Below are 26,085 nucleotides of genomic sequence, written 5' to 3'. Positions count from 1 at the left end.
CATGGACTCTAAATTGACTGGCGCCCCTGCTGGTGGCGCAGCGACCGGCCCCCTGGCCGATACGGACGTTTCCGACATCTCCGGCGATACCGTGAACCCGCCGCCCGAGAAGGCCTCGGCGCATGCCGCCGCCATCGCCGCGAAAGCCGATGCCGCGGCGGCGGGCAAATCGCCCGAAGCCCAGGATGCGGCCGCCGCGGCAGCGGCAGCGCGTGCCAACCCACGCAAGATGATTCCGAGCCTGCGCGCGCTGGCGGATGAAGACCGCGCCACCGCGAAGAAGGCGCGTGCCTCGTGGCAAATGTTCACGATTATGGCAGAGTTCATCGAGGCGACCGAGTACCTCTCGGAGATCCGCCCGGCGGTCTCGATCTACGGCAGCGCGCGCCTGCGCGAGGACTCGCCGTACTACCAGAAGACCATCGAGATCGCCCGGCTGTTCTCGGACGCCGGCTTCGCGGTGATCTCCGGCGGCGGCCCCGGCATCATGGAAGCGGCCAACAAGGGCGCGCACGCCGGCAAGTCCGCCAGCGTTGGCCTGAACATCGAGCTTCCGCACGAGCAGCAGGGCAATCCGTACCAGGACATCGCCATGCGCTTCCGCCACTTCTTCACGCGCAAGGTCACCTTCGTGAAGAATTCGGACGCCTTCATCGTCATGCCCGGCGGCTTCGGCACGCTGGACGAGCTGGCCGAGGTGCTCACGCTGGTGCAGACCGGCAAGTCGCGCTCGGTGCCGGTGGTGATGTACGGCAGCCGGTTCTGGAAGGGCCTGCTGGACTGGTTCCGCTTCACGCTGCTGCCGATGGGCCTGATCGCCGAGCACGACCTCGACCTGATGAAGATCGTGGACGAGCCCCAGGAAGTGCTGGAGGCGGTCTATGACTATTACGAGAAGCGCGGCGGCGATCACCCCATCCCGCCGAAGGAAGAAATGTTCTATCTGTAAGGCATTGGCGGCGTCCCCGGCCAGCCAGGGGGCGCAGGCAGCACGTGCCGGGGTGCCCCGGGGGTCACGAGAGCGGCCCGTGGGCGGCAGGAATTGCTAGAATGGAAGCCTGTCAGTCTGCCAGGTCCGGCGCCGCCGGGCCGCAGACTCAATCCGCGTGGCGGGGCCTGCCGGCCCGCACGCACAGGAGCCCCAGATGACCTCCCCCTCGCACCCGGCTGCCGTGCTCGCCGCGACCGTGCTGGCACTCGTGCCGGCCCTGGCCGCCGCACAGGGCAACGCGGAAAGCAGTGCGCTGACACAACAAGAACTGAACCAGATCAACAATCAGCCGATCGCGCCCGCGTCGAAAAGCCAGCTCAACCAGCCGCGCGAGCCGAGTTTCGTGCTGCGTGAGCGCGATGGGACCCAGGTGACCGAGTACCGGAACAAGGGGCAGGCCACCGATATCCAGGTACGCTCCGGCGTGGGCACGAAGTACGAGATGAGCAAGCCGGAAGACAGCTCGCCCAAGATTCGTGACCATGACGTGAACCGCGTGCCGTCGGTCAACCTGAAGTTCTGAGCGTCTCAGCGATCCTTTTCACCCACGACCCGGCCGGACGGCAACGCCCGACCGGATCGCGCCGGCCCTCCGGCAGTCATGCCGCGGCGGCGGACGGTTTTTGTCCAGACCGGCCTGCCGCGCCCGATTCGCACCAATAAAACAGTATGGCCGTATTCACCACGGTCTCGCAGGACGAGATCGCCCGCTGGCTGCTTGACTACGACCTTGGCGAAGTCCGCGCGTTGCGCGGCATTGCTTCCGGGATCGAGAACAGCAATTTCTTTCTGACCATGGAGCAGGATGGCGTCACGCGCGAGTACGTGCTGACCATCTTCGAGCGGCTGACCTTCGCGCAGCTGCCGTACTACCTGCACCTGATGGACCATCTGGCCCGACACGGCATCAGCGTGCCGGCGCCCGTGGCCGCGCGCGACGGGGAAATCCTGCGCGCGCTCAAGGGCAAGCCGGCGACCATCGTCACGCGGCTCTCCGGGGCGTCGCAACTGTCCCCGCAGGCCAGCCACTGCGCCGAGGTGGGCACCATGCTGGCCCGCATGCACCTGGCCGGGCAGGACTATCCGCGCCAGCAGCCCAACCTGCGCAGCCTGGCCTGGTGGCGCCAGACCGAGCCCGAGATCCTGCCGTTCCTCGACCCGGCCCAGCGCCAGTTGCTGGCCGGCGAGATCGCCCACCAGACCGCGTTCTTCGGCAGCGCCGACTACGCCGCGCTGGCCGGCGGCCCGTGCCACTGCGACCTGTTCCGCGACAACGTCCTGTTCGACACCGACGCCAGCGGCGCGCCGCAACTCGGCGGTTTCTTCGATTTCTACTTCGCCGGCAACGACAAGTGGCTGTTCGACCTGGCCGTGACCGTGAACGACTGGTGTATCGACCTGCCGACCGGCGCGCTGGACGTTGACCGGGCGCAGGCCATGCTGCGGGCTTATCATGCGGTGAGGCCGCTCACGGCCACCGAGGCCGCGCATTGGCAGGACATGCTCCGTGCGGGCGCGCTGCGCTTCTGGGTATCGCGTCTGTGGGACTTTTTCCTGCCGCGCGAGGCCGACATGCTCCAGCCGCACGATCCGACCCACTTCGAACGCATCCTGCGCCGCCGTCTCGACGACGCCGCACCGCTCCCCTGGATCTGATTCGCCATGCAACTACTGGAAGTTCCCGCCAAGGAAGGCTACGTCTGGTTCCGCCAGGGTATCTGGCTGTTCCGCAAGAACCCGCTCGCGTTCCTGATGCTGCTGTTCATCTACCTGATTGCCGCGCAGCTCGCGATCTTCGTGCCGCTGTTCGGCATCATCGCGCTGCTGGTGGTCACGCCGGGCATCAACGTGGGGGTGATGACGGCCTGCCGCGATGTCATCCAGAGCAAGCGCGTGCTACCGACCGTGCTACTGGCGGGGTTCCGCAGCAATGGCAAGCAGGCCATGCGGCATCTGTTCGTGCTGGGCGGCATCTATGCGGCGCTGGTGTTCCTGCTGAGCCTGATCGCCACGTCGCTGGTTGATATCGGCGCGCTGGCGCAGGTGGTGCTGAAGGGCGAGGAGCCCACGCCGGACGCGATGCGCCAGCTCTACCTGGCGATGCTGGCCGGGGCGGCGCTCTACACGCCGATCGCGATGCTGTTCTGGTTCGCGCCGATGCTGACTGCCTGGCACGGCGTGCCGCCGGTGAAGGCGCTGTTCTTCAGCTGGACGGCCTGCTGGCGCAACCGGGGCGCGTTCTTCGCCTACGCCGGCCTGTTCGCCGTCCTGATCGTGGCGCTGCCGCTGTTCCTGGAGGTGATCTTCGCCGCGATCGGCGCGGAGACGGTGCTGTCGTTCCTGGTCACGCCGTACTCGCTGCTGATGCTGGCGATCCTGTACTGCTCTTTCTACGCCACCTATCGCGGCTGCTTCAACATCGTGCCGGCCGAGGCCACCGACACCCAGAACGTCAATCCATGACGTATTAGGCACTTGGCCGGGGCTACCCCGGCCAGGGCCCGGCTTTAGTCGATGGTGTCGAGCTTGGCCACCGCCAGCGCCAGCCACTTGGCGCCGTGGCGCTTGAAGTTGATATTGGCGCGCGCATCGGCGCCCTCGCCTTCCAGCGCCGTGATCTTGCCTTCCCCGAACTTGTTGTGGAACACGTTCTGGCCGACCCGGAAGCCGGTGTCGGCCGCGCGCTTTTCCTCGGCGTAGTTCTTGCCGGTGTCCATGCCGCCCGTGGGCCGGGTGCCGCTGTAGGGCACGTCCTCGGGCTTCTTGAACCAGTCGCGGCCCCAGCCGCTTTCCCGCTCCCCGCCGCCCTGGCGGTTGCGGCCATAGCCGCCACCACCGCCGCCGCCGCCGCCGTACGCACCGTAGGCCTGTGCCGGCGGCGTGATCCACTTCAGCGACGCCTCGGGCAACTCCTCGAAGAAGCGCGAGCGGATGTGATATCGCATCTGGCCGTGCAGCACGCGGCTCTGGGCGAAGGACATATAGAGCCGCTCGCGCGCCCGGGTAATCGCCACGTACATCAGGCGGCGCTCCTCCTCGAGCCCATCGGCCTCCATCGCGCTGTTCTCGTGCGGGAACAGGCCCTCTTCCAGCCCGGTAATGAACACCACGTTGAATTCGAGGCCCTTGGCCGCGTGCACGGTCATCATCTGCACCGCGTCCTGGCCAGCCTGGGCCTGGTTGTCGCCGGCCTCCAGCGAGGCATGGGTCAGGAAGGCCACGAGCGGCGTCATCACCACCGGCAACTGCTCGGGATCGAGCACCTGGAGCACCTGGTCGCCATCGGCCAGCACTGGCGCGGCGTCGCCGATCCGGTTGGCGGGCAGCACGCTGGCCAGCGCGTCGAGCCCATAGCCCTCTTCCACCACGAAAGCCTGCGCGGCGGTGACCAGTTCCTGCAAGTTCTCGATGCGGTCCTGCCCTTCCTTCTCGTTCTGGAAGTGCTGGATCAGACCGCTGGTGTTGATCACATACTCCACCGTCTCCGGCAGCGTCATGCGCCGCGTCTCGGCCCGCATCTGCTCGATCAGGCGGATAAACGCGCCCATCGTGCTGCCCGCCTTGCCCGGCACGTAGGCCACGGCCTCGGAGAGCGAGACGTTGTACTGGCGCGCGGCGTCCTGGAGCAGCTCCAGCGAACGCGCCCCGATGCCGCGCGTCGGGAAGTTGACCACCCGCCCGAACGCCGCGTCGTTGCGCGGGTTTTCGATCAACTGCAGATAAGCGAGTGCATGCTTCACTTCGGCCCGTTCGAAGAAGCGCAGGCCGCCATACACCCGATAGGCGATGCCGGACGAGAACAGCGCGTGCTCGATCACCCGCGACTGCGCATTGCTGCGATACAGGATGGCGATCTCGGAGCGCGACATGCCCTGGGCGATCTGGTCGCGGCTCTCCTCGACGATCCACGAGGCCTCCTGCCCGTCCGAGCCGGCCTGGAACACCCGCACCAGCTCGCCGTGGCCCGCGTCCGTGCGCAGGTTCTTGCCCAGCCGCCGCGCGTTGTGGGCGATCAGGTGGTTGGCCGAATCGAGGATGTGGCCATGCGAGCGGTAGTTCTGCTCCAGCTTGATCAGGTGGCGCACGCGGAATTCGCTCTCGAAGTCGCGCATATTGCCGACGTTGGCACCCCGGAACGCGTAGATGCTCTGGTCGTCATCGCCCACGGCGAACACGGCTGCCGCGCTACCCGTGCCGTAGCCGGCCAGCAGCTTGAGCCACTGGTACTGGAGCACGTTGGTGTCCTGGAACTCGTCCACCAGCACGTGGCGGAAGCGGTGCTGGTAGTGCTGGCGGATGGCGTCGTTGTAGCGCAGCAGTTCGTAGCAGCGCAGTAGCAACTCGGCGAAATCGACCACGCCTTCGCGCTGGCACTGCTCGTCGTAGGCGGCGTACAGGTCGACGAAACGACGGTTGAAATCGTCGTTCGCCTCCACGTCGCGGGGGCGCAGCCCCTGCTCCTTGGCGTTATTGATGAAGTACTGGACGTTCTTGGCCGGATACTTCTCGTCATCGACATTCAGCGATTTCAGCAGCCGCTTGAGCGCGGAAAGCTGGTCCTGGGTGTCCAGGATCGAGAAGGTCTGCGGCAGCCCGGCGTCCTTGAAGTGCGCGCGCAGCATCCGGTTGCAGAGCCCGTGGAAGGTGCCGATCCACATGCCGCGCGTGTTGATGGGCAGCATGGACGACAGGCGGGTCTGCATCTCCTTGGCCGCCTTATTGGTAAATGTCACGGCCAGCACGCCGGCCGGCGACACCCGGCCGTTCTGGATCAGCCAGGCGATGCGGGTGGTCAGCACGCGGGTCTTGCCGCTGCCCGCCCCCGCCAGGATCAGGGCCGGTTCATCGGGCAACGTGACGGCGGCGAGTTGTTCGGCGTTGAGATTGGCAAGCAGGCTGGACATCGGGGAAGGGGCCTTTTGGCCGCGTGGGGCCGGGGAATGGCGGCAATTATACCGGGGGGACCGGGGCCGCCAGCGGCACCCGGCAGCCGTCGGCGTCGGCAAATGCGCACCGGCACCCCCGCCTCCCCTATAATTTGACGTTTTCCCGGCCCGACGCCGTGGCGCGCCGACTGTTTTCGATGGATTTCGATCAGTCCGCCCACCGCCCAGCCCCGACCCGCATACCTCGACATCCCCAGCATGACCGCCCAAGACCAGTCCCTTGCCAAGAGCTTCGAACCCGCCGCCATCGAGGAGAAATGGGGCCCCGAATGGGAGCGCCGCGGCATCGCCCAGCCCACGATGGATGCCAATCGTCCCGATTTCGCCATCCAGCTGCCGCCCCCCAATGTGACCGGCACGCTGCACATGGGCCACGCGTTCAACCAGACCATCATGGACGGCCTGACGCGCCACGCGCGCATGCGCGGCGCCAATACGCTGTGGGTGCCGGGTACCGACCATGCGGGTATCGCCACGCAGATCGTGGTGGAGCGCCAGCTGGAAGCCCAGGGCGTGTCGCGCCATGACCTCGGCCGCGAGAAGTTCGTCGAGAAGGTCTGGGAGTGGAAGGAAGAGTCGGGCTCCACCATCACGCGCCAGGTGCGCCGCATGGGCGCGTCGATCGACTGGACGCGCGAGTACTTCACGATGTCGCCCGAGATGTCGCAGGCCGTGACCGAGGTATTCGTCCGCCTGTTCGAACAGGGCCTGATCTATCGCGGCAAGCGCCTGGTCAACTGGGACCCGGTGCTGGGCACGGCCGTGTCCGACCTCGAAGTGGACAGCGTGGAGGAGGAAGGCTCGCTCTGGCACATCCACTACCCGCTGGCCGAGCCGGACGCCGTGCACGGCCTGACGCACCTGACCGTGGCCACCACGCGCCCGGAAACCATGCTCGGCGACACCGCCGTGATGGTCCACCCCGAGGACGAGCGCTACGCGCACCTGATCGGCAAGTTCGTGCACCTGCCGCTGACCGATCGCCAGATCCCCGTCATTGCCGATGAATACGTCGACCGCGCCTTCGGCACGGGCGTGGTCAAGGTCACGCCGGGCCATGACTTCAACGACTACGCGGTGGGCCAGCGCCACAACCTGCCGCAGCTCTCGATCCTGACGCTGGACGCCAAGATCGTCGCCGACGCGCCGGCCGCCTACGCCGGCATGGACCGCTTCGAGGCCCGCGAGAAGATGGTGGCCGACCTGAAGGAACAGGGCCTGCTGGGCGAGGTCAAGAAGCACAAGCTGATGGTGCCGCGCAGCGAGCGCACCAGCAGCGTGATCGAGCCGATGCTGACCGACCAGTGGTTCGTCGCCATGAGCAAGCCGGCCCCCGAGGGCACGTTCTATCCGGGTCGCTCGATCGCCGAAGTGGCGCTGGACGCCGTGCAGAACGGCGAGATCAAGCTGGTGCCCGAGAACTGGAACAGCACCTACAACCAGTGGCTGGCCAACATCCAGGACTGGTGTATCAGCCGCCAGCTCTGGTGGGGCCACCAGATCCCGGCCTGGTACGACGACGCCGGCAACTGCTTCGTCGCCCGCACCGAGGAAGACGCCCGCGCCAAGGCGCAGGCGGCCGGCAGCACCGGCCCGCTGCGCCGCGAGGAAGACGTGCTCGACACGTGGTTCTCGTCCGCGCTCGTGCCGTTCTCTTCACTCGGCTGGCCCGAGCAGACGCCGGAACTGGAGCACTTCCTGCCGTCGTCGGTGCTGGTCACCGGCTACGACATCATCTTCTTCTGGGTGGCGCGCATGGTCATGATGACCAAGCACTTCACCGGCCAGGTGCCGTTCCACACCGTGTACGTGCACGGCCTGGTGCGTGACTCCGAAGGCAAGAAGATGAGCAAGTCCGAGGGCAACACCCTCGACCCGGTGGACCTGATCGACGGCATCGAGCTGGCCCCGCTGCTCAAGAAGCGCACCACGGGCCTGCGCCGCCCGAAGGACGCGCCGCGCATCGAATCGAAGACGAAGAAGGAGTTCCCGGACGGCATTCCCGCGTTCGGCGCGGACGCCCTGCGCTTCACCTTCGCCTCGCTGGCCACGCTGGGCCGGAATATCAACTTCGACACGGGCCGTTGCGAGGGCTATCGCAACTTCTGCAACAAGCTCTGGAACGCCACCCGCTTCGTGCTGATGAACACCGAGGGCCATGATTGCGGCATGGGCCCGTGCAGCAACGACTGCGGCCCGGACGGCTACCTGCACTTCTCGCAGGCAGACCGCTGGATCGTCTCGCTGCTCCAGCGCGTGGAAGGCGAAGTCGAAAAGGGCTTTGACGAATACCGTTTCGACAATATCGCCAGCGCAATCTACAAGTTCGTCTGGGACGAGTATTGCGACTGGTACCTGGAACTCGCCAAGGTGCAGATCCAGACTGGCACCGAGGCCCAGCAACGCGCCACGCGCCGCACGCTGCTGCGCGTGCTGGAGACGGTACTGCGCCTGGCGCACCCGATCATCCCGTTCATTACCGAGGAACTCTGGCAGAAGGTGGCCCCGCTGGCCGGCCGCGCCAAGGGTGACGGCAGCGAGACCATCGCGCTGCAGGCCTACCCGCTGCCGGCCGCCGCCAAGATCGACGAAGCCGCCGAAGCCTGGGTGGCCCAGCTCAAGGCCGTGGTGGACGCCTGCCGCAACCTGCGGGGCGAGATGAACATCTCGCCGGCCCAGCGCATTCCGCTCTACACGCACGGCGACAGCACCTTCCTGAACGCCGCGGCGGCGCAAATCCAGGCGCTGGCGAAACTTTCCGAGGTGAAGGTGTTCGAAGACGAGGTCGCCCTCCAGAAGGAAGGCGCCGGGGCGCCGGTGGCCATCGTCGGCGGCAATCACCTGCTGCTGAAGATCGAGATCGACGTCGCAGCCGAGCGCGTGCGCCTGGGCAAGGAGATCGACCGGATCAGCAATGAAATCGGCAAATGCCGGGGCAAGCTGACCAACGAAGCCTTCGTGGCCAAGGCGCCGCCCGCGGTTGTGGCGCAGGAAACACAGCGTTTGTCGGATTTCGAACAGACGCTGGCCAAGCTCCAGGATCAACTACAGCGTCTGCCCGCCTGACGGGTTCGCCACTTCTGCGCCACCGGCACGAAAGTTGCAACTCGACTGGTATCCGGCCTCGTTCATGTGTAACGACATGTGACTGTTACGTCAGCGTCGGACGAAGCCGGACAGACGGCGCCCTCCCTGTACGGCACGGTGTTACACCGGATTGAAAAGGAAAGCTGAAATGGAAAACCGCGTCACCAAGGCCGTCTTTCCGGTCGCTGGGCTAGGTACCCGATTCCTCCCCGCGACCAAGGCGAGTCCCAAGGAAATGCTGCCAGTGGTGGACAAACCGCTGATCCAGTACGCCGTGGAAGAAGCCATGGCCGCCGGCATCACGGAAATGATCTTTGTCACGGGCCGCTCCAAGCGCGCCATCGAGGACCATTTCGACAAGGCGTACGAACTGGAAATGGAGCTGGAGGCCAAAAACAAGCAGGCCCTGCTCGATGTGGTGCGTTCGATCAAGCCTGCGCACGTGGAGTGCTACTACGTGCGCCAGCCCGAGGCCCTGGGCCTGGGCCACGCCGTGCTGTGCGCGGCCAAGCTGGTCGGCGACACGCCGTTCGCGGTCATGCTGGCGGACGACTTGCTCGACGGCGACGTGCCGATCATGAAGCAGATGGTCGACGTCTATAACCACTACAACTGCTCGGTCCTGGGCGTGGAAGAGATCGCGCCGGAACAAAGCCGCTCCTACGGCGTGGTGGAAGGCCGCGAATGGGACGAGCGCGTGATCAAGATGTCCGGCATCGTCGAGAAGCCGGCCCCCGAGGACGCCCCGTCGAACCTTGGCGTGGTGGGTCGCTACATCCTCACGCCGCGCATCTTCGACCACATCCGTGAACTGAAGCCAGGTGCCGGCGGCGAGTACCAACTGACCGATGCCATCCAGTCGATGCTCGACCAGGAGCAGGTGCTGGCCTACCGCTACAACGGCGTGCGCTACGACTGCGGCAGCAAGCTCGGCTACCTGAAGGCCACTGTCGAGTTCGCCCTGAAGCACCCGGAAGTGCGCGACGAGTTCAGCGCCTATCTGGCCCAGCGCGGATAAGCGTTCCGCCCCGGCATGAAAAAGCCGCCTCGATCGAGGCGGCTTTTTTTATGGCCGGGGGCCAGGCGGTCTTAGCGGCGCTTCATGTAGAACACGAACACCTTGTCCACCTCGGCGTGCGACAGCAGCTCGTTGCCGGTCTGCTTGGCGAAGGCCTGGAAGTCGCGCGTGGCGCCCGGGTCGGTGGCCAGCACCTTGAGCACGTCGCCGCTGGCCATGTCCGCCAGCGCCTTCTTGGTCCGCAGGATCGGCAGCGGGCAGTTCAGGCCGCGCGCGTCCACTTCTTTCTGGAAGTCCATTCCTCTCATCCCACTTATTTTTGGTCGATGCCGTATTGTAACGAAGCGGCGACGAGGCTGAAGTCCGTCGGCCGGCGCGGGTCGGGGATGYCCTCGCCCGAGGCGCGGTCGAAGAAGCGCACGGGCATCCCGCGCCGCTCCAGGAAATCGGCCACGGCAAAGCCGGTGCCGGCGTTCCAGATCCGCATCTTCTCGGGCGCCACGAGCTTGTATTCGGCCAGTTCCTCGGACAGTTCGATGCGCCCCGTCGCCTTCACGTGATAGGCGATGATCAGCTCGTTCTTGCGCATGAACTCGTAGACGCCGATCAGCGACGCGGATTCCGTGTCGAGATTGGTCTCCTCCTTGAGTTCGCGCGCCACGCCCAGCTCGGGCGTCTCGTCGCGCTCCATGAAGCCGGTGACCAGCGCGAACATCCCCTCCGGCCATACCGCGTTGCGCGCCAGCAGCAGCTTGTCCTCGTACTCGACCACCGCCGCCAGCACCGGCAGCGGGTTGTTCCAGTGCACGAAGCCGCAGCCGTCCTGCACGCAGGCATGGCGATAGCGGCCGGACATCGGCAGGTGCTCCAGCGGCGCCCCGCATTGGGGGCAGAAACGGTACGGTTGCATCGGAGGGGGCTCCAGGGGTTCAGAGGGCGCAGGCCGCGCGGATATCGGCGGCGAACGCTTCCACGGTCTCGGGCTGCAGGTCCCACGAACACATCAGCCGGCAACCGCCCGCGCCGATGAAGGTGTAGAACAGCCAGCCCTTGGCGCGCAAGGCCTCGATGGCCGGCAGCGGCAGTTCGGCGAAGACCGCGTTCGATTCGGTCGGGAACATGATGCGCACGCCGGGAATGTCGACGATGCGCTGGTGCAACAGTTGCGCCATCGCGTTGGCATGGCGGGCGTTGGACAGCCAGACATCGTTCTCGAGCATGCCCAGCCACGGCGCGGAAATGAAGCGCATCTTCGAGGCCAACTGCCCGGCCTGCTTCACCCGGTAGGCGAAGTCCTCGGCCAGGCGGCGGTCGAAGAACACCACGGCCTCGCCCACCGGCAGGCCGTTCTTGGTGCCGCCGAAGCACAGCACATCCACGCCAGCCCGCCAGGTGATCTCGGACGGATGCACGCCCAGCGCCGCCACCGCATTGGCGAAGCGCGCGCCGTCCATGTGCACGCGCAGTTGCCGCCGCTTGGCGATGGCCGCAATGGCGCGCACCTCCTCCACCGTGTAGACCGTGCCGACTTCCGTCGACTGCGTGAGCGAGACCACGCGCGGCTTCGGATAGTGGATGTCGGTGCGCCGCGTGACCAGCGCCTCCACCGCATCGGCGGTCAGCTTGCCGTTGACGCCGGGCGCCGTGAGCAGCTTGGAGCCGTTCGAGAAGAACTCCGGCCCGCCGCACTCGTCCGTCTCGATGTGCGCCAGTTCATGGCAGATCACCGAGTGGTACGACTGGCACAGCGACGACAGCGCCAGCGAGTTGGCCGCCGTCCCGTTGAAGACGAAGAAGACCTCGCAGTCGGTCTGGAACAGGTTGCGGATGCGGTCGCAGACCTGCTGGGTCCAGGAATCGTCGCCATAGGCCTTCTCGTGGCCGCTGGCGTTGGCCTCGAGGAAGTATTTCAGCGATTCCGGGCAGAAGCCGGCGTAGTTGTCGGAGGCGAAGTGCTGCATGGGCGGGTCTTTACTTCTTGTCGATCCAGAGCGCGCCGCCGGTGGCCCAGTTCTCGCGCTTGATATCGGTGATGATGATGTCCACTGCCGACACCGAGCAGCCCAGCGTCTCGCAGGTGACGCGCGTCACTTCCTCGACAAACTTGCGCTTTTGCTCGACCGTGCGGCCTTCGAACATCTCGACGTGAAACGTGGGCATGCTGCTGACTCCGTTTTTAGGGATTTTGCGAGACTCAGTCTCGGTAAGAGGGATCGATTCTATCGAGTTTGCGCAGCAGCGAGGGCCATTCCATCTCGCCCTCGACGGCGCCGTTGTCGTACAGCTGCATCGAGGTGCGCTCGGCCACCCCGGCCGGCGGCTGCACTGTGGCGCGGCCCGCCTGCGCGCCGAGCTGGATCTCGCAGGCCTTGATCAGGGTGGCCATCAGCACGTAGGCCTCGGCCACGGTGCGGCCCACCGTCAGCGTACCGTGGTTGCGCAGCAGCATGGCCGGGTGCTGGCCCAGCGACACCGTGAGCCGGGCCCCTTCGGCCGGGGTGAACGCCAGGCCCTCGTAGTCGTGATAGCCGATGCGGCCGTGGAAGCGCATGGCGTGCTGCGACAGCGGCAGCAGTCCGTCCGCCTGCGCCGAGACCGCGATGCCGGCGGTGTTGTGCAGGTGCATGACGCAGTGCGCATCGGCCCGCGCGGCGTGCACGGCGGCGTGGAGGGCGAAGCCGGTCACGTTGACCGGGTGCACGGTCTCGCCGACCACCTCGCCCCGGCCATTGATCTTGACGAGGTCCGACGCGCGAATCTCGTCGAACGCGAAGCCGAACGGGTTGATCAGGAAGTGGTCCGGCTCACCGGGCACTGTGGCCGAGATATGGGTGTAGATCAGGTCGTCCCAGCGCTCCAGCGCGGCCAGCCGGTAGGCGGCGGCGAGGTCGGTGCGCACGCGCGCCTCCTCGGCGCTGACGGGAACGGCCGGGCCCGCGGCACGCGCGGGCTGCAAGGCAAAAGACATGGGGACATTCGCTCCGCGGCCGCCCTGCTGCGAGGCGTGCTCCAGACACGTGCGGGTTCAGTCCCGGTCGAGTAGGCGGCGCAGGCGTAACTGTAGCGCAGTCAGCGCGGGGCGGCAGCGTCCCGCAACGGCATGGCGCGGACCATCCAGCCGAGGATGCCCGCCCCCACCAGCAGCGCGGCGGCGGCGGTGGCCAGGGATGCCGCAAAGCCGCCCGTGCGCGCCACCAGCGTGGTGGCCAGCGGCGGGCCGGCGATCTGCCCGAGCGCGTAGGCGGCCGTCATCAGCCCGATCAGCTTCGGGGCGGCGCTGCCCCACAGCCGGCGCGCCTCGCGCATCAGGAACGACACCAGCGCCGTGAACGGCAGGCCGACGAGCAGGCTGCTCAGCGCGAAGCCCGGCACGGTCGGCCAGAATGCCGCCACGGCCACGCCAACCGCCTGCACCGCGTACAGGATCATCGCCAGCCGGCGGTTGTCGTGATGCATGCCCACGCGCGTGGCCAGGAAGGCGCCAATGGCCACGCCAGCGCCCAGGATCGGCCAGAACAGGTCCGCCCAGACCGTGCCGGGCATGGCCTGGCGGGCGATCACGGGCAGGAAGGTCGCGGTGATGATGTAGCCGAAGCCGGCGAGGCCGTAGGCCACGGTCAGGGCCCAGGTTTCGAGGTCCAGCCGGGGTGTCGGGGCGACTGCCTCCGCATGCCCTGCACTCCCCGGCTGTCCGGCCCGCGCCTGCAGGGCCGGCGGCGGCGCGCCGAACACGCGCCAGACCGGCGCCAGCATCAACGCGCCGAGCACCGTGAAGGCGATCCAGCCCCAGTTCGCCAGCCAGTGCGCGCCGACCATGCCGAACGCCGACAGCCCGGTCACGACGATCCCCACGCCGGGACCGCAGAACATCAGCCCGCCCAGCGTGGGATGGCCCAGTTCGGCCAGTCGCTGCATGCACCACGCGGTGGCGTAGACCATCACCAGCGCGCTGGCGATGCCCGCAATCGTGCGCCATGCCAGCCACGCGGGCATGCCGCCCGGCAGCGCCATGGCCAGCGTGAGCACCACGGTGAGCACCAGCGACACGCGCACCATCCGCACGGGATCGGGGCGGATGAACAGGCACAGCAGCGCCCCCAGCAGGTAGCCGATGTAGTTCAGCGTGGCCAGCGCCCCGCCCTCGGCCAGCGTGACGGTGCCGTCATGCAACATCATCGGCAGCAGCGGCGTGAAGGCGAACCGACCGATGCCCATCGCCAGCGCCAGCGACACGAAGCCAGCCATGGCCACCGCCCAGGGTCCGGCAGTTTGCGGGGCCGCGCGGGCGGCGGAGACATCGGTATTCACGAGAGACATGATCGGGGGGCGGGTTCGGCTGGCGGCCAGCGGGATTCCTGACTATCCTAGTCGCATTCATCCATCACATAAAATGAATTATTGAGATAGCATCAATCTCAATTCAAGAAGGAAGCCGATCATGGATCTCGCCGCACTCGAAATCTTCCGCACCGTGGTGGAGGCCGGAGGCATCACACGCGCCGCCACGCGGCTGCACCGCGTGCAGTCGAACGTGACCACGCGCATCCGGCAACTGGAGCAGTCGCTCGGCGTGGAGCTGTTCCTGCGCGACGGCAAGCGCATGGTGCTCACCCCGGCCGGGCAGACGCTGTTCGACTACGCGCGGCGCATCCTGCAACTGTCCGACGAGGCTCGCCACGCGGTGCAGCCGGCGCGGCCGCACGGGCGGCTGCGGGTGGCGTCGATGGAAAGCACGGCGGCCAGCCGGCTGCCGACGGTACTGGCGCGCTATCACCAGGCGTGGCCGGACGTCGAACTGGAACTCGTGACGCTGCCAACCCGACAGGCGCTGGACGCCCTGCGCCGCTTCGAGGTCGATTGCGCCTTCGTCGCCGAGCCGCTCGGCGATGCCGAACTGGTCACCCGGCCCGCCTTTACCGAGGAGCTGGTGATCATCGCCAGCGCGCAGCATGCGCCGATCCACTCCGCCGCCGACCTGGAGCGCCACACGCTGCTCGCGTTCGAGGCCGGCTGCAACTACCGCACGCGCTTCGAGCAGTGGTGCAATCGCGACGGCCACGCGGCGGGGCGGGTGATCCAACTGGGCTCCTACCATGCCATCGTCGCCTGCGCGGCGGCCGGTATCGGCGTGGCGATCATGCCGCGCTCGGTGCTGACGCTATACCGCGACCTGCCGCAGATCAGCGTCCATCCGCTCGGCGACGAAGGCGCCGTGACCACCGTGCTGGCGTGGCATCCGGCGATGGGCAGCGCGGCGCTGGCAGCGCTGGCCGACATGCTGCCGGGTGTATCGGACATCACGCAAAAGGCTGCCTGACCCCTTCCGCTTCGGATTCCTTGCCCGCGCTGCGGCGTGCAAGATGTGGCCGGTCGCCTACACTGAAAGTGGCGCTGCCACGGCATACTCGCGGGCCGCGCCCCGCCATGACATTCGTCTTCGCGTCGCTACGATCTTTGGTTTGCCGGATGGCGATGGGGCTGGCCATGCTCCTCGCCCTGCCCGCGATGGTCTACGCCCAAGGCGCCTCGGCCCCAGCCGCCAAGGCTGGCGTGGCCCCCGTCTATGTCATCCCGATCAAGGGCGCCATCGGGCCAGCCAGCGCCAGCTTCGCCACGCGCGGCATGGCGCAGGCGCAGAAGCAGAACGCGCAGTTGATCGTGCTGGAGATGGACACGCCCGGCGGGCTCGACGTGGCCATGCGCGACATCATCCAGGCCATCCTCGCCTCCCCCGTACCCGTGGCGACCTTCGTCTACCCGGGCGGCGCGCGGGCCGCGAGCGCCGGCACCTACATCCTCTATGCCAGCCACATCGCCGCCATGGCGCCCGGGACCAATGTGGGCGCGGCGAGTCCGGTTGCCATCGGTGTCGGCGGCCCGAAGCCGGGTGCCTCGCCCGGATCTTCCCCCGCCAGTGCACCAGCCAGCGCGCCCGGCACCGAAGACACCATGGCACGCAAGCAGATGCACGATGCCTCCGCCTACCTGCGCGGGCTGGCCCAGCTGCGCCAGCGCAACGCCGACTGGGCCGAGCGCGCGGTGCGCGAGGCCGTGAGCCTCTCCGCCGACGAGGCAGTGGCCCAGCACGTGGCCGACCTCGTCGCGCCGGACCTGCCAGCACTGCTGCGGCAGGTCGATGGCAAGCGCCTGCAGGCGGCCGGCGTATCGCGCGTGCTGCACACCACCGATGCGCCCATCGTCACGGTCACGCCGGACTGGCGAGCGCGGCTGCTCGCCGTCATCACCGAACCCAGCGTGGCGCTGATCCTGATGATGATCGGCATCTACGCGCTGATGTTCGAGTTCTCCACGCCGGGCATGGTCGTGCCGGGCATCGTCGGCGCCATCTGCCTGCTGATCGGCCTGTTTGCGCTGCAAATGCTGCCCGTCAACTATGCGGGGCTGGCGCTGATCGCGCTGGGCATCGGCTGCATGGTGGCCGAATTCTTCCTGCCGACGTTCGGCGCGCTCGGGGTGGGCGGCATCGTCGCCTTCGCGTTTGGCGCGGTCATGCTGATCGATACCGACGTGCCCGGCTTCGGCGTGCCGCTCACGGTGATCGCGGCGCTGGCCGGGGTGTCGGCGCTGTTCCTGGTCGGCATGTCCGCGATGCTGATGCGCTCGCGCAAGCGCCCCGTGGTCAGCGGCGCGGACACGCTGGTCGGCAGCCTTGCCACGGTCATCGACGATACGCCCGCCGACGGCTGGGCGATGGTGCACGGCGAACAGTGGCGAATTCATGGCGACGGCCCGCTCGCGCGCGGCCAGCGGGTACGCGTGACCGGGCGGCGCGGGCTGGTACTGGAAGTCGTGGCCGACATGGCCGCATCCCTGGAACACAACGGAGCGTGATATGGCATTCGGATTCAGTTTTGGTGGGCTGATCTTCCTGCTGGCATTGCTCGTGGTGGCCGCGATCCGCGTGCTGCGCGAATACGAACGCGGGGTTGTCTTCATGCTCGGGCGATTCTGGGGCGTCAAGGGGCCCGGGCTGGTGCTGCTCATCCCCGGCATACAGCAGATGGTCCGCGTGGACCTGCGCACGGTCGTCTTCGACGTGCCACCACAGGACGTGATCTCTCACGACAATGTGTCGGTCAAGGTCAACGCGGTGGTCTATTTCCGGGTCGTGGACCCCGAGCGGGCCATCATCCAGGTGGCCAACTTCCTCGAGGCCACCAGCCAGCTCTCCCAGACCACGCTGCGGTCCGTGCTCGGCAAACATGAACTGGACGAAATGCTAGCCGAGCGCGAAAAGCTCAACCTCGACATCCAGAAGGTGCTCGACGCCCAGACCGACGCGTGGGGCATCAAGGTGTCCAATGTCGAGATCAAGCATGTGGATTTGAACGAGACCATGATCCGGGCCATCGCCCGCCAGGCGGAGGCCGAGCGAGAGCGGCGGGCCAAGATCATCCACGCGGAAGGGGAATTGCAGGCTTCGGTGAAACTGCTGGAGGCGGCACAGATGCTGGCGCAGCAGCCTGAGGCCATGCAACTGCGGTATCTCCAGACGCTGACGCAGATTGCTGGGGATAAGAGTTCTACTATTGTGTTTCCGTTGCCGATGGATTTGGTTAGGGGGTTGATGAAGTAGGTTTTGGGTTTGGTTCTGTGGTGTTGGCTGTTGAGCGCAACAAAAACAAAAAGGGCGCCCCAAACCCCAGAGCGCCCTTCTCAACAGCTAGTAAATCCCTCAAACCTTACCAGCCACCCACTCCTTAACCCCAGCCAGCGCCGCCGGCAGATTCGCCGGCTCCGTCCCCCCAGCCTGCGCCATATCCGGCCGGCCGCCGCCCTTGCCGCCCACCTGCTGGGCCACAAAGTTCACCAGCTCCCCAGCCTTGACCTTGCCCGTCGCATCGGCGGTCACACCAGCAATCAGCGAAACCTTCCCATCCGACACTGCCCCCAGCACGATGGCCGCGCTCTTGAGCTTGTCCTTGAGCTTGTCCATGGTCTCGCGCAGCGTCTTCACGTCGGCGCCGTCGAGTTGGGCGGCCAGCACCTTCAGGCCGTTGATGTCGATGGCCTGCTCGGCGAGTTCGTCGCCTTGCGATGCCGCGAGCTTGCTCTTGAGCTTCTCGAGTTCCTTCTCGAGCGCCCGCACCTGCTCCTGCACCTGGCCGATACGCGGCACCAGTTCCGACGGCTGCGCGCGCAGCGCGGCGGCGGCTTCGTTCAGGCGGGCGTCGAGCGACTGCAGGTAATGCAGCGCGTTGTCGCCGGTAATCGCTTCCACGCGGCGAATCCCGGCTGCCACGCCCGCTTCCACCACGATCTTGAACAAGCCGATGTCGCCGGTGCGCGTCACGTGCGTGCCGCCGCAGAGTTCCTTCGAGGTGCCGATCGACAGCACGCGCACATCGTCCGCGTACTTCTCGCCGAACAGCGCCATCGCGCCGCTCTTCACCGCGTCGTCGAACGGCATGATCTCGGCATGCGTCGGCGCGTTGGCCAAAATCTCGGCGTTGACGATTTCCTCGACCTGACGGATCTCGGCGTCGCTCAGCGGCGCGTTGTGCGAGAAGTCGAAACGCGTCTTGTCGGCATCGACCAGCGAGCCCTTCTGCTGCACGTGGGTGCCCAGCACCTCGCGCAGCGCCTTGTGCATCAGGTGGGTCGCCGAGTGGTTACGTACCGTGCGTGCACGGCGGATGGCATCGACCTGCGCCGCCACGGTGTCACCCACCTTCAGCGGGCCGTTGGTCAGCGTGCCCTGATGGCCGAACACATCGGCCTGCACCTTGGTCGTGTCGGCCACGTTGAACACGGCCGCACCCGCCACCAGCGTGCCCTGGTCGCCCGCCTGGCCGCCGGACTCCGCGTAGAACGGGGTGTTGTCCAGCACCACCACGCCGGTTTGGCCCGGCTGCATGGTGTCGACGGACGCGCCGTCGACGTACAGCGCCGTCACGCGGGCGCGTTCGAAGCCCAGTTCGTCATAGCCGTGGAACACGGTCTTGTCGCCCGTGTACTCCAGGCCGGCGGCCATCTTGAACTTGCCGGCCGCACGGGCCTGCTCGCGCTGGCGGTTCATGGCGGCGTCGAACGCGGGTTCGTCCACCGCAATCTCCTGCTCGCGCGCCACGTCCTGCGTCAGGTCGAGCGGGAAGCCGAAGGTATCGTGCAGCTTGAACGCCAGTTCGCCGTCAAGCACCTTGCCGCCCTTGGCCTTGAGGTCGGCCACGGCGGTGTCGAGAATGGTCATGCCGTTCTCGATGGTCTCGAAGAAGCGCTCTTCCTCGGCCCTCAGCACTTCCACCACGCGCGACTGCGCCTCGGCCAGCTCCGGATAGGCCTCGCCCATCTGCGCCACCAGGTCCGGCACCAGCTTGTGGAAGAACGGCGTCTTCTGGCCCAGCTTGTAGCCGTGGCGGATCGCGCGGCGCACGATGCGGCGCAGCACGTAGCCGCGGCCTTCGTTGCCCGGGATCACGCCGTCGACGATCAGGAACGAGCACGCGCGGATATGGTCGGCAATCACCTTCAGCGAGTTCTGGTTCAGGTCGTCCAGATGGGTCTCGCGCGCGGCGGCCTTGATCAGCGCCTGGAACAGGTCGATCTCGTAGTTGCTGTGCACGTGCTGGAGCACGGCGGCAATCCGCTCGAGGCCCATGCCGGTGTCCACGCACGGCTTGGGCAGCGGCGTCATGTTGCCCTGCTCGTCGCGGTTGAACTGCATGAACACGAGGTTCCAGATCTCGATGTAGCGGTCGCCGTCTTCCTCGGGCGATCCCGGGGGGCCGCCCCAGACATCGGCGCCGTGGTCATAGAAGATTTCCGAGCACGGGCCGCACGGGCCGGTGTCGGCCATCTGCCAGAAGTTGTCCGAGGCGTAGCGCGCGCCCTTGTTGTCGCCGATGCGCACGATGCGCTCGGCCGGCACGCCGACTTCCTTGGCCCAGATGTCGTAGGCCTCGTCGTCCTCGGCGTAGACCGTGACCCAGAGCTTCTCGGCCGGCAGCTGGTAGGTCTTGGTCAGCAGTTCCCAGGCGTACTGGATGGCTTCGCGCTTGAAGTAGTCGCCGAACGAGAAATTGCCCAGCATCTCGAAGAACGTGTGGTGACGTGCCGTATAGCCCACATTTTCGAGGTCGTTGTGCTTGCCGCCGGCGCGCACGGAGCGCTGGGACGATGTAGCGCGCGAGTAGGGACGCTTATCGGTGCCCAGGAACACGTCCTTGAACTGCACCATGCCCGAATTGGTGAACAGCAGCGTCGGGTCGTTCGCCGGCACGAGGCTGGACGAGCGGACCACGGAATGGCCCTTCGACTCGAAGTACTGCAGGAACTTGCTGCGAATGTCGGAGACTTTCATGTTGTATCGGGCGCATCCCGCATCGTGGCAGGGCGCAGTCAGTCAGGTTGGATTTGCAAACCGTTGATTATACGGGGCAAGCCCCCTCCCGGGGCATTCTCGCGGGCGGCCGCCCGGCGGCGCGCACCGGGCGGGCTGGCGATGGCCGAATATCGCCCACCGTTGGCCTGGCGCCGCCCCGTGCGGGTACATCGGCGCGGCGGGCCGGTGGTAGAGTGCTCCCCCACTATATCTACCGAGCCGCCACTGCCATGGGAGCCTTGAGCCATCTCCGCGTCCTCGACCTGACCCGCGTCCTCGCCGGGCCATGGTGCGCCCAGAACCTCGCCGACTTCGGCGCCGACGTGATCAAGATCGAGCGCCCCGGCGCAGGTGACGATACGCGCACATGGGGTCCGCCCTGGCTCAAGACCGAGGATGGCCGGGACACGGCCGAAGCCGCCTACTACCTGGCCGCCAACCGCAACAAGCGCTCGGTAACCTGCGACATCAGCACGCCCGAGGGCCAGCAGCTGGTGCGCGACCTCGCCGCCCAGAGCGACGTGGTGCTCGAGAACTACAAGGTCGGCCAACTCAAGAAGTATGGCCTCGACTACGAATCGCTCAAGGCGGTGAAGCCGGACATCATCTATTGCTCGGTCACCGGCTTCGGCCAGACCGGCCCGTACGCCCAGCGTCCCGGCTACGACTTCATCATCCAGGGCATGGGCGGCTTCATGAGCCTGACCGGCGAGCGGGACGACCTGCCCGGCGGCGGCCCGCAGAAGGCCGGCGTGGCCATTTCGGACCTGATGACCGGCCAGTACGCCACCATCGCCGTGCTGGCTGCCCTGGCCCACCGCGACCGGACCGGCGAGGGCCAGTACATCGACATGGCGCTGCTGGACGTGCAGGTGTCGATGCTGGCAAACATGAATACCAACTACCTCGCCAGCGGCGAGGCGCCGCGCCGCTGGGGCAACGCCCACCCGAACATCGTGCCCTACCAGACCTTCCAGGCCGCCGACGGCTGGATCATCGTCGCGGTAGGCAACGACGGGCAGTTCCGCAAGTTCGTGACGGCCGGCGGCCGGCCGGAACTGGCCGACGACCCGCGCTTCGCCACCAACCCGCAGCGCGTGGCGCACCGGGACGTGCTGGTGCCGATCCTGGCCGAGATGATCCTGCCGCGCACCCGCGAGCAGTGGATCCTGGATCTGGAAAAGGCCGGCGTGCCCTGCGGCCCGATCAACACGCTCGACGAGGTCTTCGAGAACGAGCAGGTGCTGGCGCGCGGCCTGCGCGTCGATTTGCCGCACCCGACGGCCGGCGAGGTCAAGCTGGTGGGCAGCCCCATGAAGATGAGCGCCACGCCGCCCGAGGCGCTGCGCCATCCCCCGTTGCTCGGAGAGCACACGGAGGTGGTGCTGGGCGAGACACTCGGCTACAGTGCGGAGCACATCGCCGCACTGCGCGCCAAGGGCGTGGTCTGACCCCGATTCCCCCCGACTCGGGAGCCACGCCGGCCGCAGCCGAAGGCGAGATTTTCTGTTTGCGTCCCCTGACTAATTAGGAGCATGCATGCTGACTGATGCCTTCCTGGCGTTTTTCCATTTTCTGGCGATCTTCCTCCTGGTCACGCTGCTGGCCGCCGAGGCCGTGGTGCTGCGCCCCGGGATGACGCCGGCCATCGTGCGCCGGCTGTCGCTGTACGACCTGCTCTACTTCCTGTCGGCCATGGTGGTGCTCGCCACCGGCCTGCTGCGGCTGTTCTACGGCGCCAAGGGCGTGGATTTCTACCTGCACAACCCGTGGTTCCACGCCAAGATGACCGTGTTCGTGCTGATTGCCCTGTGCTCGCTGCCGCCGACGCTCGCCATCGCACGCTGGCGCAAGCAGGCGCGCAAGCTGCCCGATTTCGTGCCGATGCCGGACGAGATCAAGCGCGCCCGCCGCTGGGTCATGATCGAGGCCCATGTGTTCATCCTGCTGCCGCTCTGCGCCGTGATGATGGCGCGCGGCATCGGCGCGCGCTGACCTTTTCATCGATCCGTTGAAGACTCCTGAGATGCTGAAGACCCTGCTGACGGCCACGAAGATGGCCGCCTCCGCCGCCACGCTGGCGGCGGCCACCCTGGCCACGCCGGCCCATGCCGCTGCCCCGGCCCCGGCAAACTGGCCGACCAAGCCGATCAAGTTCGTGGTGCCCTACCCCGCCGGCGGCCCGCTGGACACCGTGGCGCGCGCCATCGGCGAACGGCTCCGCGAAAGCCTGGGCCAGCCGGTCGTCGTCGAGAACAAACCCGGCGCGGGCGGCAACCTCGGCGCGGACTACGTCGCCAAGCAACCGGCCGACGGCTACACCATCGTCATGGGCGCCGTGGCCACGCACGCCATCAATCCCACGCTGTTCGCCAAGATGCCGTACGACCCGGTGAAGGACTTCGCGCCGATCACGCTGGTCGCCGACGTGCCGAACGTGCTGGTCATGCACCCGGGCAAGGCCGCCGAGCTGCATATCAATACGGTGCGTGACCTCGTGGAGTACGCGCGCAAGCATCCGGGCAAGCTCGACTACGCCTCGGGCGGCAACGGCAGCGCCGGCCACCTGTCGGGCGAACTGTTCAAGAGCATGGCCCGCGTCAGCATGGTCCATATCCCGTACAACGGGGCGTCGCCGGCGCAGCTGTCGGTGCTGTCGGGCCAGACCGACCTGATCTTCGACAACCTCGCCTCGGCATCGGCCAATATCAAGGCCGGCAAGCTCAAGGCCTTCGCCGTGACCACGCCGGCCCGCGCCGCCGCGTTCCCGGAACTGCCGACCATCGCCGAAGCCGGCAAGGGCCTCGGGCTGGAAGGGTTCGACATCTCGACGTGGTTCGGCGTCCTGGCCCCGGCCGGCACCCCGCGCGAGATCGTCGACCGCCTCAACCACGACATCGTGGCCATCCTCAAGACCGACGATATGAAAGCCCGCCTGGCCCGCATCGGCGCCCAGCCGGCCCCCACCACCCCCGAGCAGTTCGGCGCCCTGATCCAGCGCGAACTGAAGAAGTACGGGCAGGTGGTGAAGGTGTCGGGGGCGAAGGTGGATTGAGGGGCGGACGACCTGTCAAGGCGCCTTGCGCCGTAACTGCCACATCTTGTCCTTGATCGTGTCCTCGGTGGCCGGGCCGCGTGGCAGGAGCAGGCCGACCTGGACGATCTTCGGGCCTTCCATGCGGGTCACGGTCAGGCGGAGGCCGGCGATTTCCAGGGCGTCGCCCTCCACTGGGGGCGAGGGGAAGACGGCAAGCATCGCGTCTTCCAGGGTGCGCGCCGCTTCGTCGGCGGTCAGGGGCCGGGTGGCGTAGAGGGCGGCCACGTCGCGCAGCAGGGCATCGCCGGACAGCAGGAAGTCGTGCGAGAGCTGCGCCCAGGCCGGGGCGCGCGCCGCGCTCTGGAACAGCCGCGACAGCAGCGGCACGGAGCCGCCGGGGGCCAGTACCGAGACCGCATCACCCGCGCGCAGCACCACCTGCTCCAGCGGCACCAGCGCGCCGTCGCGCGCCACGGTCATCAGGCGGCTGCGCGGAGGGAGTTCGAGCTGGTCGGCGCGGAGGTCCACCACCGGCGCGTTGGCCGCCACGGAGAACTGCATCAATTCCAGCGCCGGCGAGCGGGTGCCCTGCAGGCGCTCCCGCGAGACCGGGTCGTTGTACGCCGGCCGCAGCACCCGGGCCAGCCGCGCCGCCAGCGCCACTGTCGTGCCCTGGCACAGCAGGCTGAACAGCACCACGGCGAATGCCACCCGGAATAGCAGCCCCGAGTCCTCCATGCCCTTCAGCAGCGGGAACAGCGACAGTACGATCGGCACCGCGCCGCGCAGGCCCATCCACGCCAGGAACCCCTTCTCGCGCCCATTGAAGCGGAACGGCAGCAGCGCGATCCACACCGCCACGGGCCGCGCCACCACCATCAGGAACAGCGCCACGGCGCCCGCCGGCAGCGCCACCTCCCAGATCCGGCTCGGCGTGACCAGCAGGCCGAGCAGCAGGAACATCACCGATTGCGCCAGCCACGCCATGCCGTCCATGGCGCGCATGGTGTCGTCGGTCACGGCCCGTTCGCGATTGCCAACGATCATCCCGGTCAGGTAGACCGCCAGGAAGCCGCTGCCGTGCGCCGACTGGACCAGCGCGAAGACCATGCAGCCGGCCGCACAGACCAGGATGGCCTGGAGGCCCTCGGCCACATGGATGCGCTCCATCACCCGCGCCACGCCCAGGCCCAGCACCACGCCGAGCACCCCGCCCACGCCGAACTGCACCACCAGCCGCCACGCCAGCGCGCTGGCGGTCAGGCCGTCCGGCGCCGTGATCCATTCGATCAGCGTCAGGGTCAGGAAAATCGCCATGGGGTCATTGATGCCCGACTCGATCTCCAGCACGCTCGCCACCCGCTCCTTGAGCCGGATGCCGCTGCCGTTGAGCAGCGAGAACACCGCCGCGGCGTCCGTGGAGCCGACGATGGCGCCGAGCAGCAGGCCGAGCTTCCAGTCGATGCCGAGCATCCACGCCGCGAACAGCCCGACCAGCACCGCCGTAATCCCCACCCCAACCGTCGCCAGTGACAGCGATGGCCGCAACGCCACGCGGAAGGTGGCGAAGCGCGTGCGCAGGCCCCCGTCGAGCAGGATCACGGCCAGCGCGATATTGCCCACCAGGAAGCTGAGCCAGGTATTGGCGAAGCGGATGCCGCCGGGCCCGTCCACGCCGGCCAGCATGCCGACCGCCAGGAACACCAGCAGGAACGGCACGCCGAAGCGTGCCGAGAACACGCCGAGCAGGATGCCCAGCGTCATCACCACGGCGCCGATCAGGATGGCATGGTCGATACTTTCCAATCGATTCCTTTCATTGCGCCACGCTGGGCCGGGGGAGTGCGACCGATGATAGCGCACGCCCCTCCGCCGCCCTCCCGCCGCCCCGCCCGGTACCGGCGGCGGCACCTCGCCGCGACACCCCTTCCGCGCAATTTCCCTTGCCTTGTCAACGACTTACGTTCGGCTTTCGGACAACTTTCGCCTGACTTTCAGACGTCTGCGTAGGGAGATACCCTGAAGTTGACCCTGATTGCAGACATATGAAAGGTAGCTGAAAGGATGCGCTTTTAACTTCCACCCTGCTCGTGACGGGGTTGGGGGGAGCTGTCCCTTCGGGACGGTGCGCAACGCGCGTACACCAATCACCGCACGCGGATTTCAAGCTTTATATCGAGGAGAATCATTTTGCGCATACGTAGCCAAAAGGACTTTGCCTCCGGCCTGATGTTTGTCCTGGTCGGATTCGGCTTTTCCTTCGTCGCCCGTGGCTATTCCATGGGAACGGCCGCCAAGATGGGACCGGGATACTTCCCGTTCTGGCTCGGCATCGTGCTCGCCATACTTGGCGCGCTAGTCCTGTGGGGATCGTTGTCGTCCAAGGGCGAGGAAGACCAGCTGGCCCGCTGGGATATCAAGAGCCTGCTGTGGATCCTGGGTGCCGTGGTGTTGTTCGGCCTGCTGCTCAAGCCGCTTGGCATGGTGCTGTCGGTGCTCGTACTGGTGCTGGTCTCCTCGATGGCCAGCCATGAATTCAGCTGGAAGGGAGCTATCCTCAACTCGATCATCCTCGTGGTGATCAGCCTGGGCGCCTTCGTGTACGGCATCAACCTGCAGATGCCGGTGTGGCCGGCTTTCCTGGCGAACTGAGGAGACGGCCGA

At 67.1% G+C, this 26,085-nt stretch carries 22 protein-coding genes; 13 read left to right on the top strand and 9 right to left on the bottom strand.

Annotated features, from left to right (window positions below; all coding sequences use genetic code 11):
* Position 1 precedes the first annotated feature (1 nt).
* From AC1DP9_RS01215 to AC1DP9_RS01200, 4 genes are all read left to right on the top strand, one after another.
* A complete protein-coding gene (locus AC1DP9_RS01215) occupies positions 2 to 949 on the top strand; it encodes an LOG family protein (protein ID WP_441590580.1) in 948 nt (315 codons plus the stop codon).
* A gap of 196 nt (positions 950 to 1,145) precedes the next feature.
* A complete protein-coding gene (locus AC1DP9_RS01210) occupies positions 1,146 to 1,514 on the top strand; it encodes a DUF2782 domain-containing protein (RefSeq protein ID WP_092290380.1) in 369 nt (122 codons plus the stop codon).
* 146 nt (positions 1,515 to 1,660) lie between these two features.
* Positions 1,661 to 2,647: a homoserine kinase gene (locus AC1DP9_RS01205; RefSeq protein WP_092290382.1), complete on the top strand. Its 987-nt coding sequence runs from the start codon at positions 1,661 to 1,663 to the stop codon at positions 2,645 to 2,647.
* A gap of 6 nt (positions 2,648 to 2,653) precedes the next feature.
* Positions 2,654 to 3,454: a BPSS1780 family membrane protein gene (locus tag AC1DP9_RS01200; RefSeq protein WP_477106400.1), complete on the top strand. Its 801-nt coding sequence runs from the start codon at positions 2,654 to 2,656 to the stop codon at positions 3,452 to 3,454.
* A gap of 44 nt (positions 3,455 to 3,498) precedes the next feature.
* Here the strand turns inward: AC1DP9_RS01200 and AC1DP9_RS01195 are convergent, their stop codons facing one another.
* Positions 3,499 to 5,895, bottom strand: coding sequence for a UvrD-helicase domain-containing protein (locus AC1DP9_RS01195; protein WP_477106399.1), 2,397 nt, complete (start codon positions 5,893 to 5,895; stop codon positions 3,499 to 3,501).
* Between the two features lie 240 nt (positions 5,896 to 6,135).
* Here AC1DP9_RS01195 and AC1DP9_RS01190 point away from each other — a divergent pair, with 240 nt between their 5' ends.
* Positions 6,136 to 9,003, top strand: coding sequence for a valine--tRNA ligase (locus AC1DP9_RS01190; protein ID WP_477106398.1), 2,868 nt, complete (start codon positions 6,136 to 6,138; stop codon positions 9,001 to 9,003).
* A 169-nt stretch (positions 9,004 to 9,172) separates the two neighbouring features.
* A complete protein-coding gene (gene galU / locus AC1DP9_RS01185) occupies positions 9,173 to 10,042 on the top strand; it encodes a UTP--glucose-1-phosphate uridylyltransferase GalU (RefSeq protein ID WP_092290390.1) in 870 nt (289 codons plus the stop codon).
* A gap of 71 nt (positions 10,043 to 10,113) precedes the next feature.
* On the opposite strand, the gene AC1DP9_RS01180 is transcribed toward galU, so the two are convergent.
* The 6 genes from AC1DP9_RS01180 to AC1DP9_RS01155 all read right to left on the bottom strand — a co-directional run bounded on the left by AC1DP9_RS01180 (position 10,114) and on the right by AC1DP9_RS01155 (position 14,359).
* Positions 10,114 to 10,341 (bottom strand): sulfurtransferase TusA family protein, encoded by a 228-nt coding sequence (locus AC1DP9_RS01180; RefSeq protein WP_092134760.1) that lies wholly within the window; start codon positions 10,339 to 10,341, stop codon positions 10,114 to 10,116.
* 14 nt (positions 10,342 to 10,355) lie between these two features.
* Positions 10,356 to 10,952 carry an NUDIX domain-containing protein gene (locus AC1DP9_RS01175; protein ID WP_477106397.1) on the bottom strand — a complete coding sequence of 199 codons (597 nt, stop codon included), beginning with the start codon at positions 10,950 to 10,952 and terminating at the stop codon, positions 10,356 to 10,358.
* 19 nt (positions 10,953 to 10,971) lie between these two features.
* A complete protein-coding gene (locus AC1DP9_RS01170; RefSeq protein WP_092290394.1) occupies positions 10,972 to 12,003 on the bottom strand; it encodes a threonine aldolase family protein in 1,032 nt (343 codons plus the stop codon).
* 10 nt (positions 12,004 to 12,013) lie between these two features.
* Positions 12,014 to 12,202: a 4-oxalocrotonate tautomerase gene (locus AC1DP9_RS01165; RefSeq protein ID WP_092290396.1), complete on the bottom strand. Its 189-nt coding sequence runs from the start codon at positions 12,200 to 12,202 to the stop codon at positions 12,014 to 12,016.
* A gap of 34 nt (positions 12,203 to 12,236) precedes the next feature.
* Positions 12,237 to 13,010 carry a class II aldolase/adducin family protein gene (locus AC1DP9_RS01160; protein WP_477106396.1) on the bottom strand — a complete coding sequence of 258 codons (774 nt, stop codon included), beginning with the start codon at positions 13,008 to 13,010 and terminating at the stop codon, positions 12,237 to 12,239.
* A gap of 101 nt (positions 13,011 to 13,111) precedes the next feature.
* On the bottom strand, positions 13,112 to 14,359 hold the full coding sequence (locus AC1DP9_RS01155; protein ID WP_454757233.1) for a YbfB/YjiJ family MFS transporter: 1,248 nt from the start codon (positions 14,357 to 14,359) through the stop codon (positions 13,112 to 13,114).
* Between the two features lie 121 nt (positions 14,360 to 14,480).
* Between AC1DP9_RS01155 and AC1DP9_RS01150 the strand changes: the two genes are divergently transcribed.
* From AC1DP9_RS01150 to AC1DP9_RS01140, 3 genes are all read left to right on the top strand, one after another.
* Positions 14,481 to 15,359 (top strand): LysR substrate-binding domain-containing protein, encoded by an 879-nt coding sequence (locus AC1DP9_RS01150; protein ID WP_477106395.1) that lies wholly within the window; start codon positions 14,481 to 14,483, stop codon positions 15,357 to 15,359.
* Positions 15,360 to 15,466: 107 nt separating this feature from the next.
* On the top strand, positions 15,467 to 16,894 hold the full coding sequence (locus AC1DP9_RS01145; protein ID WP_477106394.1) for an NfeD family protein: 1,428 nt from the start codon (positions 15,467 to 15,469) through the stop codon (positions 16,892 to 16,894).
* A 1-nt stretch (position 16,895) separates the two neighbouring features.
* Complete coding sequence (locus AC1DP9_RS01140; RefSeq protein WP_092290406.1) at positions 16,896 to 17,639, top strand: slipin family protein; 744 nt, start codon at positions 16,896 to 16,898, stop codon at positions 17,637 to 17,639.
* Between the two features lie 99 nt (positions 17,640 to 17,738).
* Here the strand turns inward: AC1DP9_RS01140 and alaS are convergent, their stop codons facing one another.
* Positions 17,739 to 20,363, bottom strand: coding sequence for an alanine--tRNA ligase (alaS, locus tag AC1DP9_RS01135; RefSeq protein WP_092290408.1), 2,625 nt, complete (start codon positions 20,361 to 20,363; stop codon positions 17,739 to 17,741).
* A gap of 251 nt (positions 20,364 to 20,614) precedes the next feature.
* On the opposite strand from alaS, the gene AC1DP9_RS01130 reads away from it, so the two are divergent.
* The 3 genes from AC1DP9_RS01130 to AC1DP9_RS01120 all read left to right on the top strand — a co-directional run bounded on the left by AC1DP9_RS01130 (position 20,615) and on the right by AC1DP9_RS01120 (position 23,439).
* Positions 20,615 to 21,835, top strand: coding sequence for a CaiB/BaiF CoA transferase family protein (locus AC1DP9_RS01130; RefSeq protein WP_477106393.1), 1,221 nt, complete (start codon positions 20,615 to 20,617; stop codon positions 21,833 to 21,835).
* Between the two features lie 88 nt (positions 21,836 to 21,923).
* Entirely contained in the window at positions 21,924 to 22,379 is a 456-nt protein-coding gene (locus AC1DP9_RS01125) for a DUF2214 family protein (RefSeq protein WP_092290412.1), read from the top strand.
* Between the two features lie 31 nt (positions 22,380 to 22,410).
* Positions 22,411 to 23,439 carry a tripartite tricarboxylate transporter substrate binding protein gene (locus AC1DP9_RS01120; RefSeq protein WP_092290414.1) on the top strand — a complete coding sequence of 343 codons (1,029 nt, stop codon included), beginning with the start codon at positions 22,411 to 22,413 and terminating at the stop codon, positions 23,437 to 23,439.
* A 15-nt stretch (positions 23,440 to 23,454) separates the two neighbouring features.
* On the opposite strand, the gene AC1DP9_RS01115 is transcribed toward AC1DP9_RS01120, so the two are convergent.
* Positions 23,455 to 25,227 carry a potassium/proton antiporter gene (locus AC1DP9_RS01115; protein ID WP_477106392.1) on the bottom strand — a complete coding sequence of 591 codons (1,773 nt, stop codon included), beginning with the start codon at positions 25,225 to 25,227 and terminating at the stop codon, positions 23,455 to 23,457.
* Positions 25,228 to 25,611: 384 nt separating this feature from the next.
* Between AC1DP9_RS01115 and AC1DP9_RS01110 the strand changes: the two genes are divergently transcribed.
* On the top strand, positions 25,612 to 26,073 hold the full coding sequence (locus AC1DP9_RS01110) for a tripartite tricarboxylate transporter TctB family protein (protein WP_092290418.1): 462 nt from the start codon (positions 25,612 to 25,614) through the stop codon (positions 26,071 to 26,073).
* Positions 26,074 to 26,085: the final 12 nt, after the last annotated feature.

The organism is Cupriavidus sp. 01L43, assembly GCF_056399925.1.
This window is presented reverse-complemented; position numbering and strand designations above follow the sequence as displayed.

Coding starts and splice junctions, on each gene's coding strand:
- AC1DP9_RS01160 (WP_477106396.1), bottom strand. CDS start 13,010: ATGTCTTTTGCCTTGCAGCCCGCGCGTGCCGCGGGCCCGGCCGTTCCC.
- AC1DP9_RS01205 (WP_092290382.1), top strand. CDS start 1,661: ATGGCCGTATTCACCACGGTCTCGCAGGACGAGATCGCCCGCTGGCTG.
- AC1DP9_RS01140 (WP_092290406.1), top strand. CDS start 16,896: ATGGCATTCGGATTCAGTTTTGGTGGGCTGATCTTCCTGCTGGCATTG.
- AC1DP9_RS01130 (WP_477106393.1), top strand. CDS start 20,615: ATGGGAGCCTTGAGCCATCTCCGCGTCCTCGACCTGACCCGCGTCCTC.
- AC1DP9_RS01145 (WP_477106394.1), top strand. CDS start 15,467: ATGACATTCGTCTTCGCGTCGCTACGATCTTTGGTTTGCCGGATGGCG.
- AC1DP9_RS01210 (WP_092290380.1), top strand. CDS start 1,146: ATGACCTCCCCCTCGCACCCGGCTGCCGTGCTCGCCGCGACCGTGCTG.
- AC1DP9_RS01155 (WP_454757233.1), bottom strand. CDS start 14,359: ATGTCTCTCGTGAATACCGATGTCTCCGCCGCCCGCGCGGCCCCGCAA.
- AC1DP9_RS01125 (WP_092290412.1), top strand. CDS start 21,924: ATGCTGACTGATGCCTTCCTGGCGTTTTTCCATTTTCTGGCGATCTTC.
- galU (WP_092290390.1), top strand. CDS start 9,173: ATGGAAAACCGCGTCACCAAGGCCGTCTTTCCGGTCGCTGGGCTAGGT.
- AC1DP9_RS01120 (WP_092290414.1), top strand. CDS start 22,411: ATGCTGAAGACCCTGCTGACGGCCACGAAGATGGCCGCCTCCGCCGCC.
- AC1DP9_RS01190 (WP_477106398.1), top strand. CDS start 6,136: ATGACCGCCCAAGACCAGTCCCTTGCCAAGAGCTTCGAACCCGCCGCC.
- AC1DP9_RS01200 (WP_477106400.1), top strand. CDS start 2,654: ATGCAACTACTGGAAGTTCCCGCCAAGGAAGGCTACGTCTGGTTCCGC.
- AC1DP9_RS01150 (WP_477106395.1), top strand. CDS start 14,481: ATGGATCTCGCCGCACTCGAAATCTTCCGCACCGTGGTGGAGGCCGGA.
- AC1DP9_RS01195 (WP_477106399.1), bottom strand. CDS start 5,895: ATGTCCAGCCTGCTTGCCAATCTCAACGCCGAACAACTCGCCGCCGTC.
- AC1DP9_RS01170 (WP_092290394.1), bottom strand. CDS start 12,003: ATGCAGCACTTCGCCTCCGACAACTACGCCGGCTTCTGCCCGGAATCG.
- AC1DP9_RS01215 (WP_441590580.1), top strand. CDS start 2: ATGGACTCTAAATTGACTGGCGCCCCTGCTGGTGGCGCAGCGACCGGC.
- AC1DP9_RS01180 (WP_092134760.1), bottom strand. CDS start 10,341: ATGGACTTCCAGAAAGAAGTGGACGCGCGCGGCCTGAACTGCCCGCTG.
- alaS (WP_092290408.1), bottom strand. CDS start 20,363: ATGAAAGTCTCCGACATTCGCAGCAAGTTCCTGCAGTACTTCGAGTCG.
- AC1DP9_RS01165 (WP_092290396.1), bottom strand. CDS start 12,202: ATGCCCACGTTTCACGTCGAGATGTTCGAAGGCCGCACGGTCGAGCAA.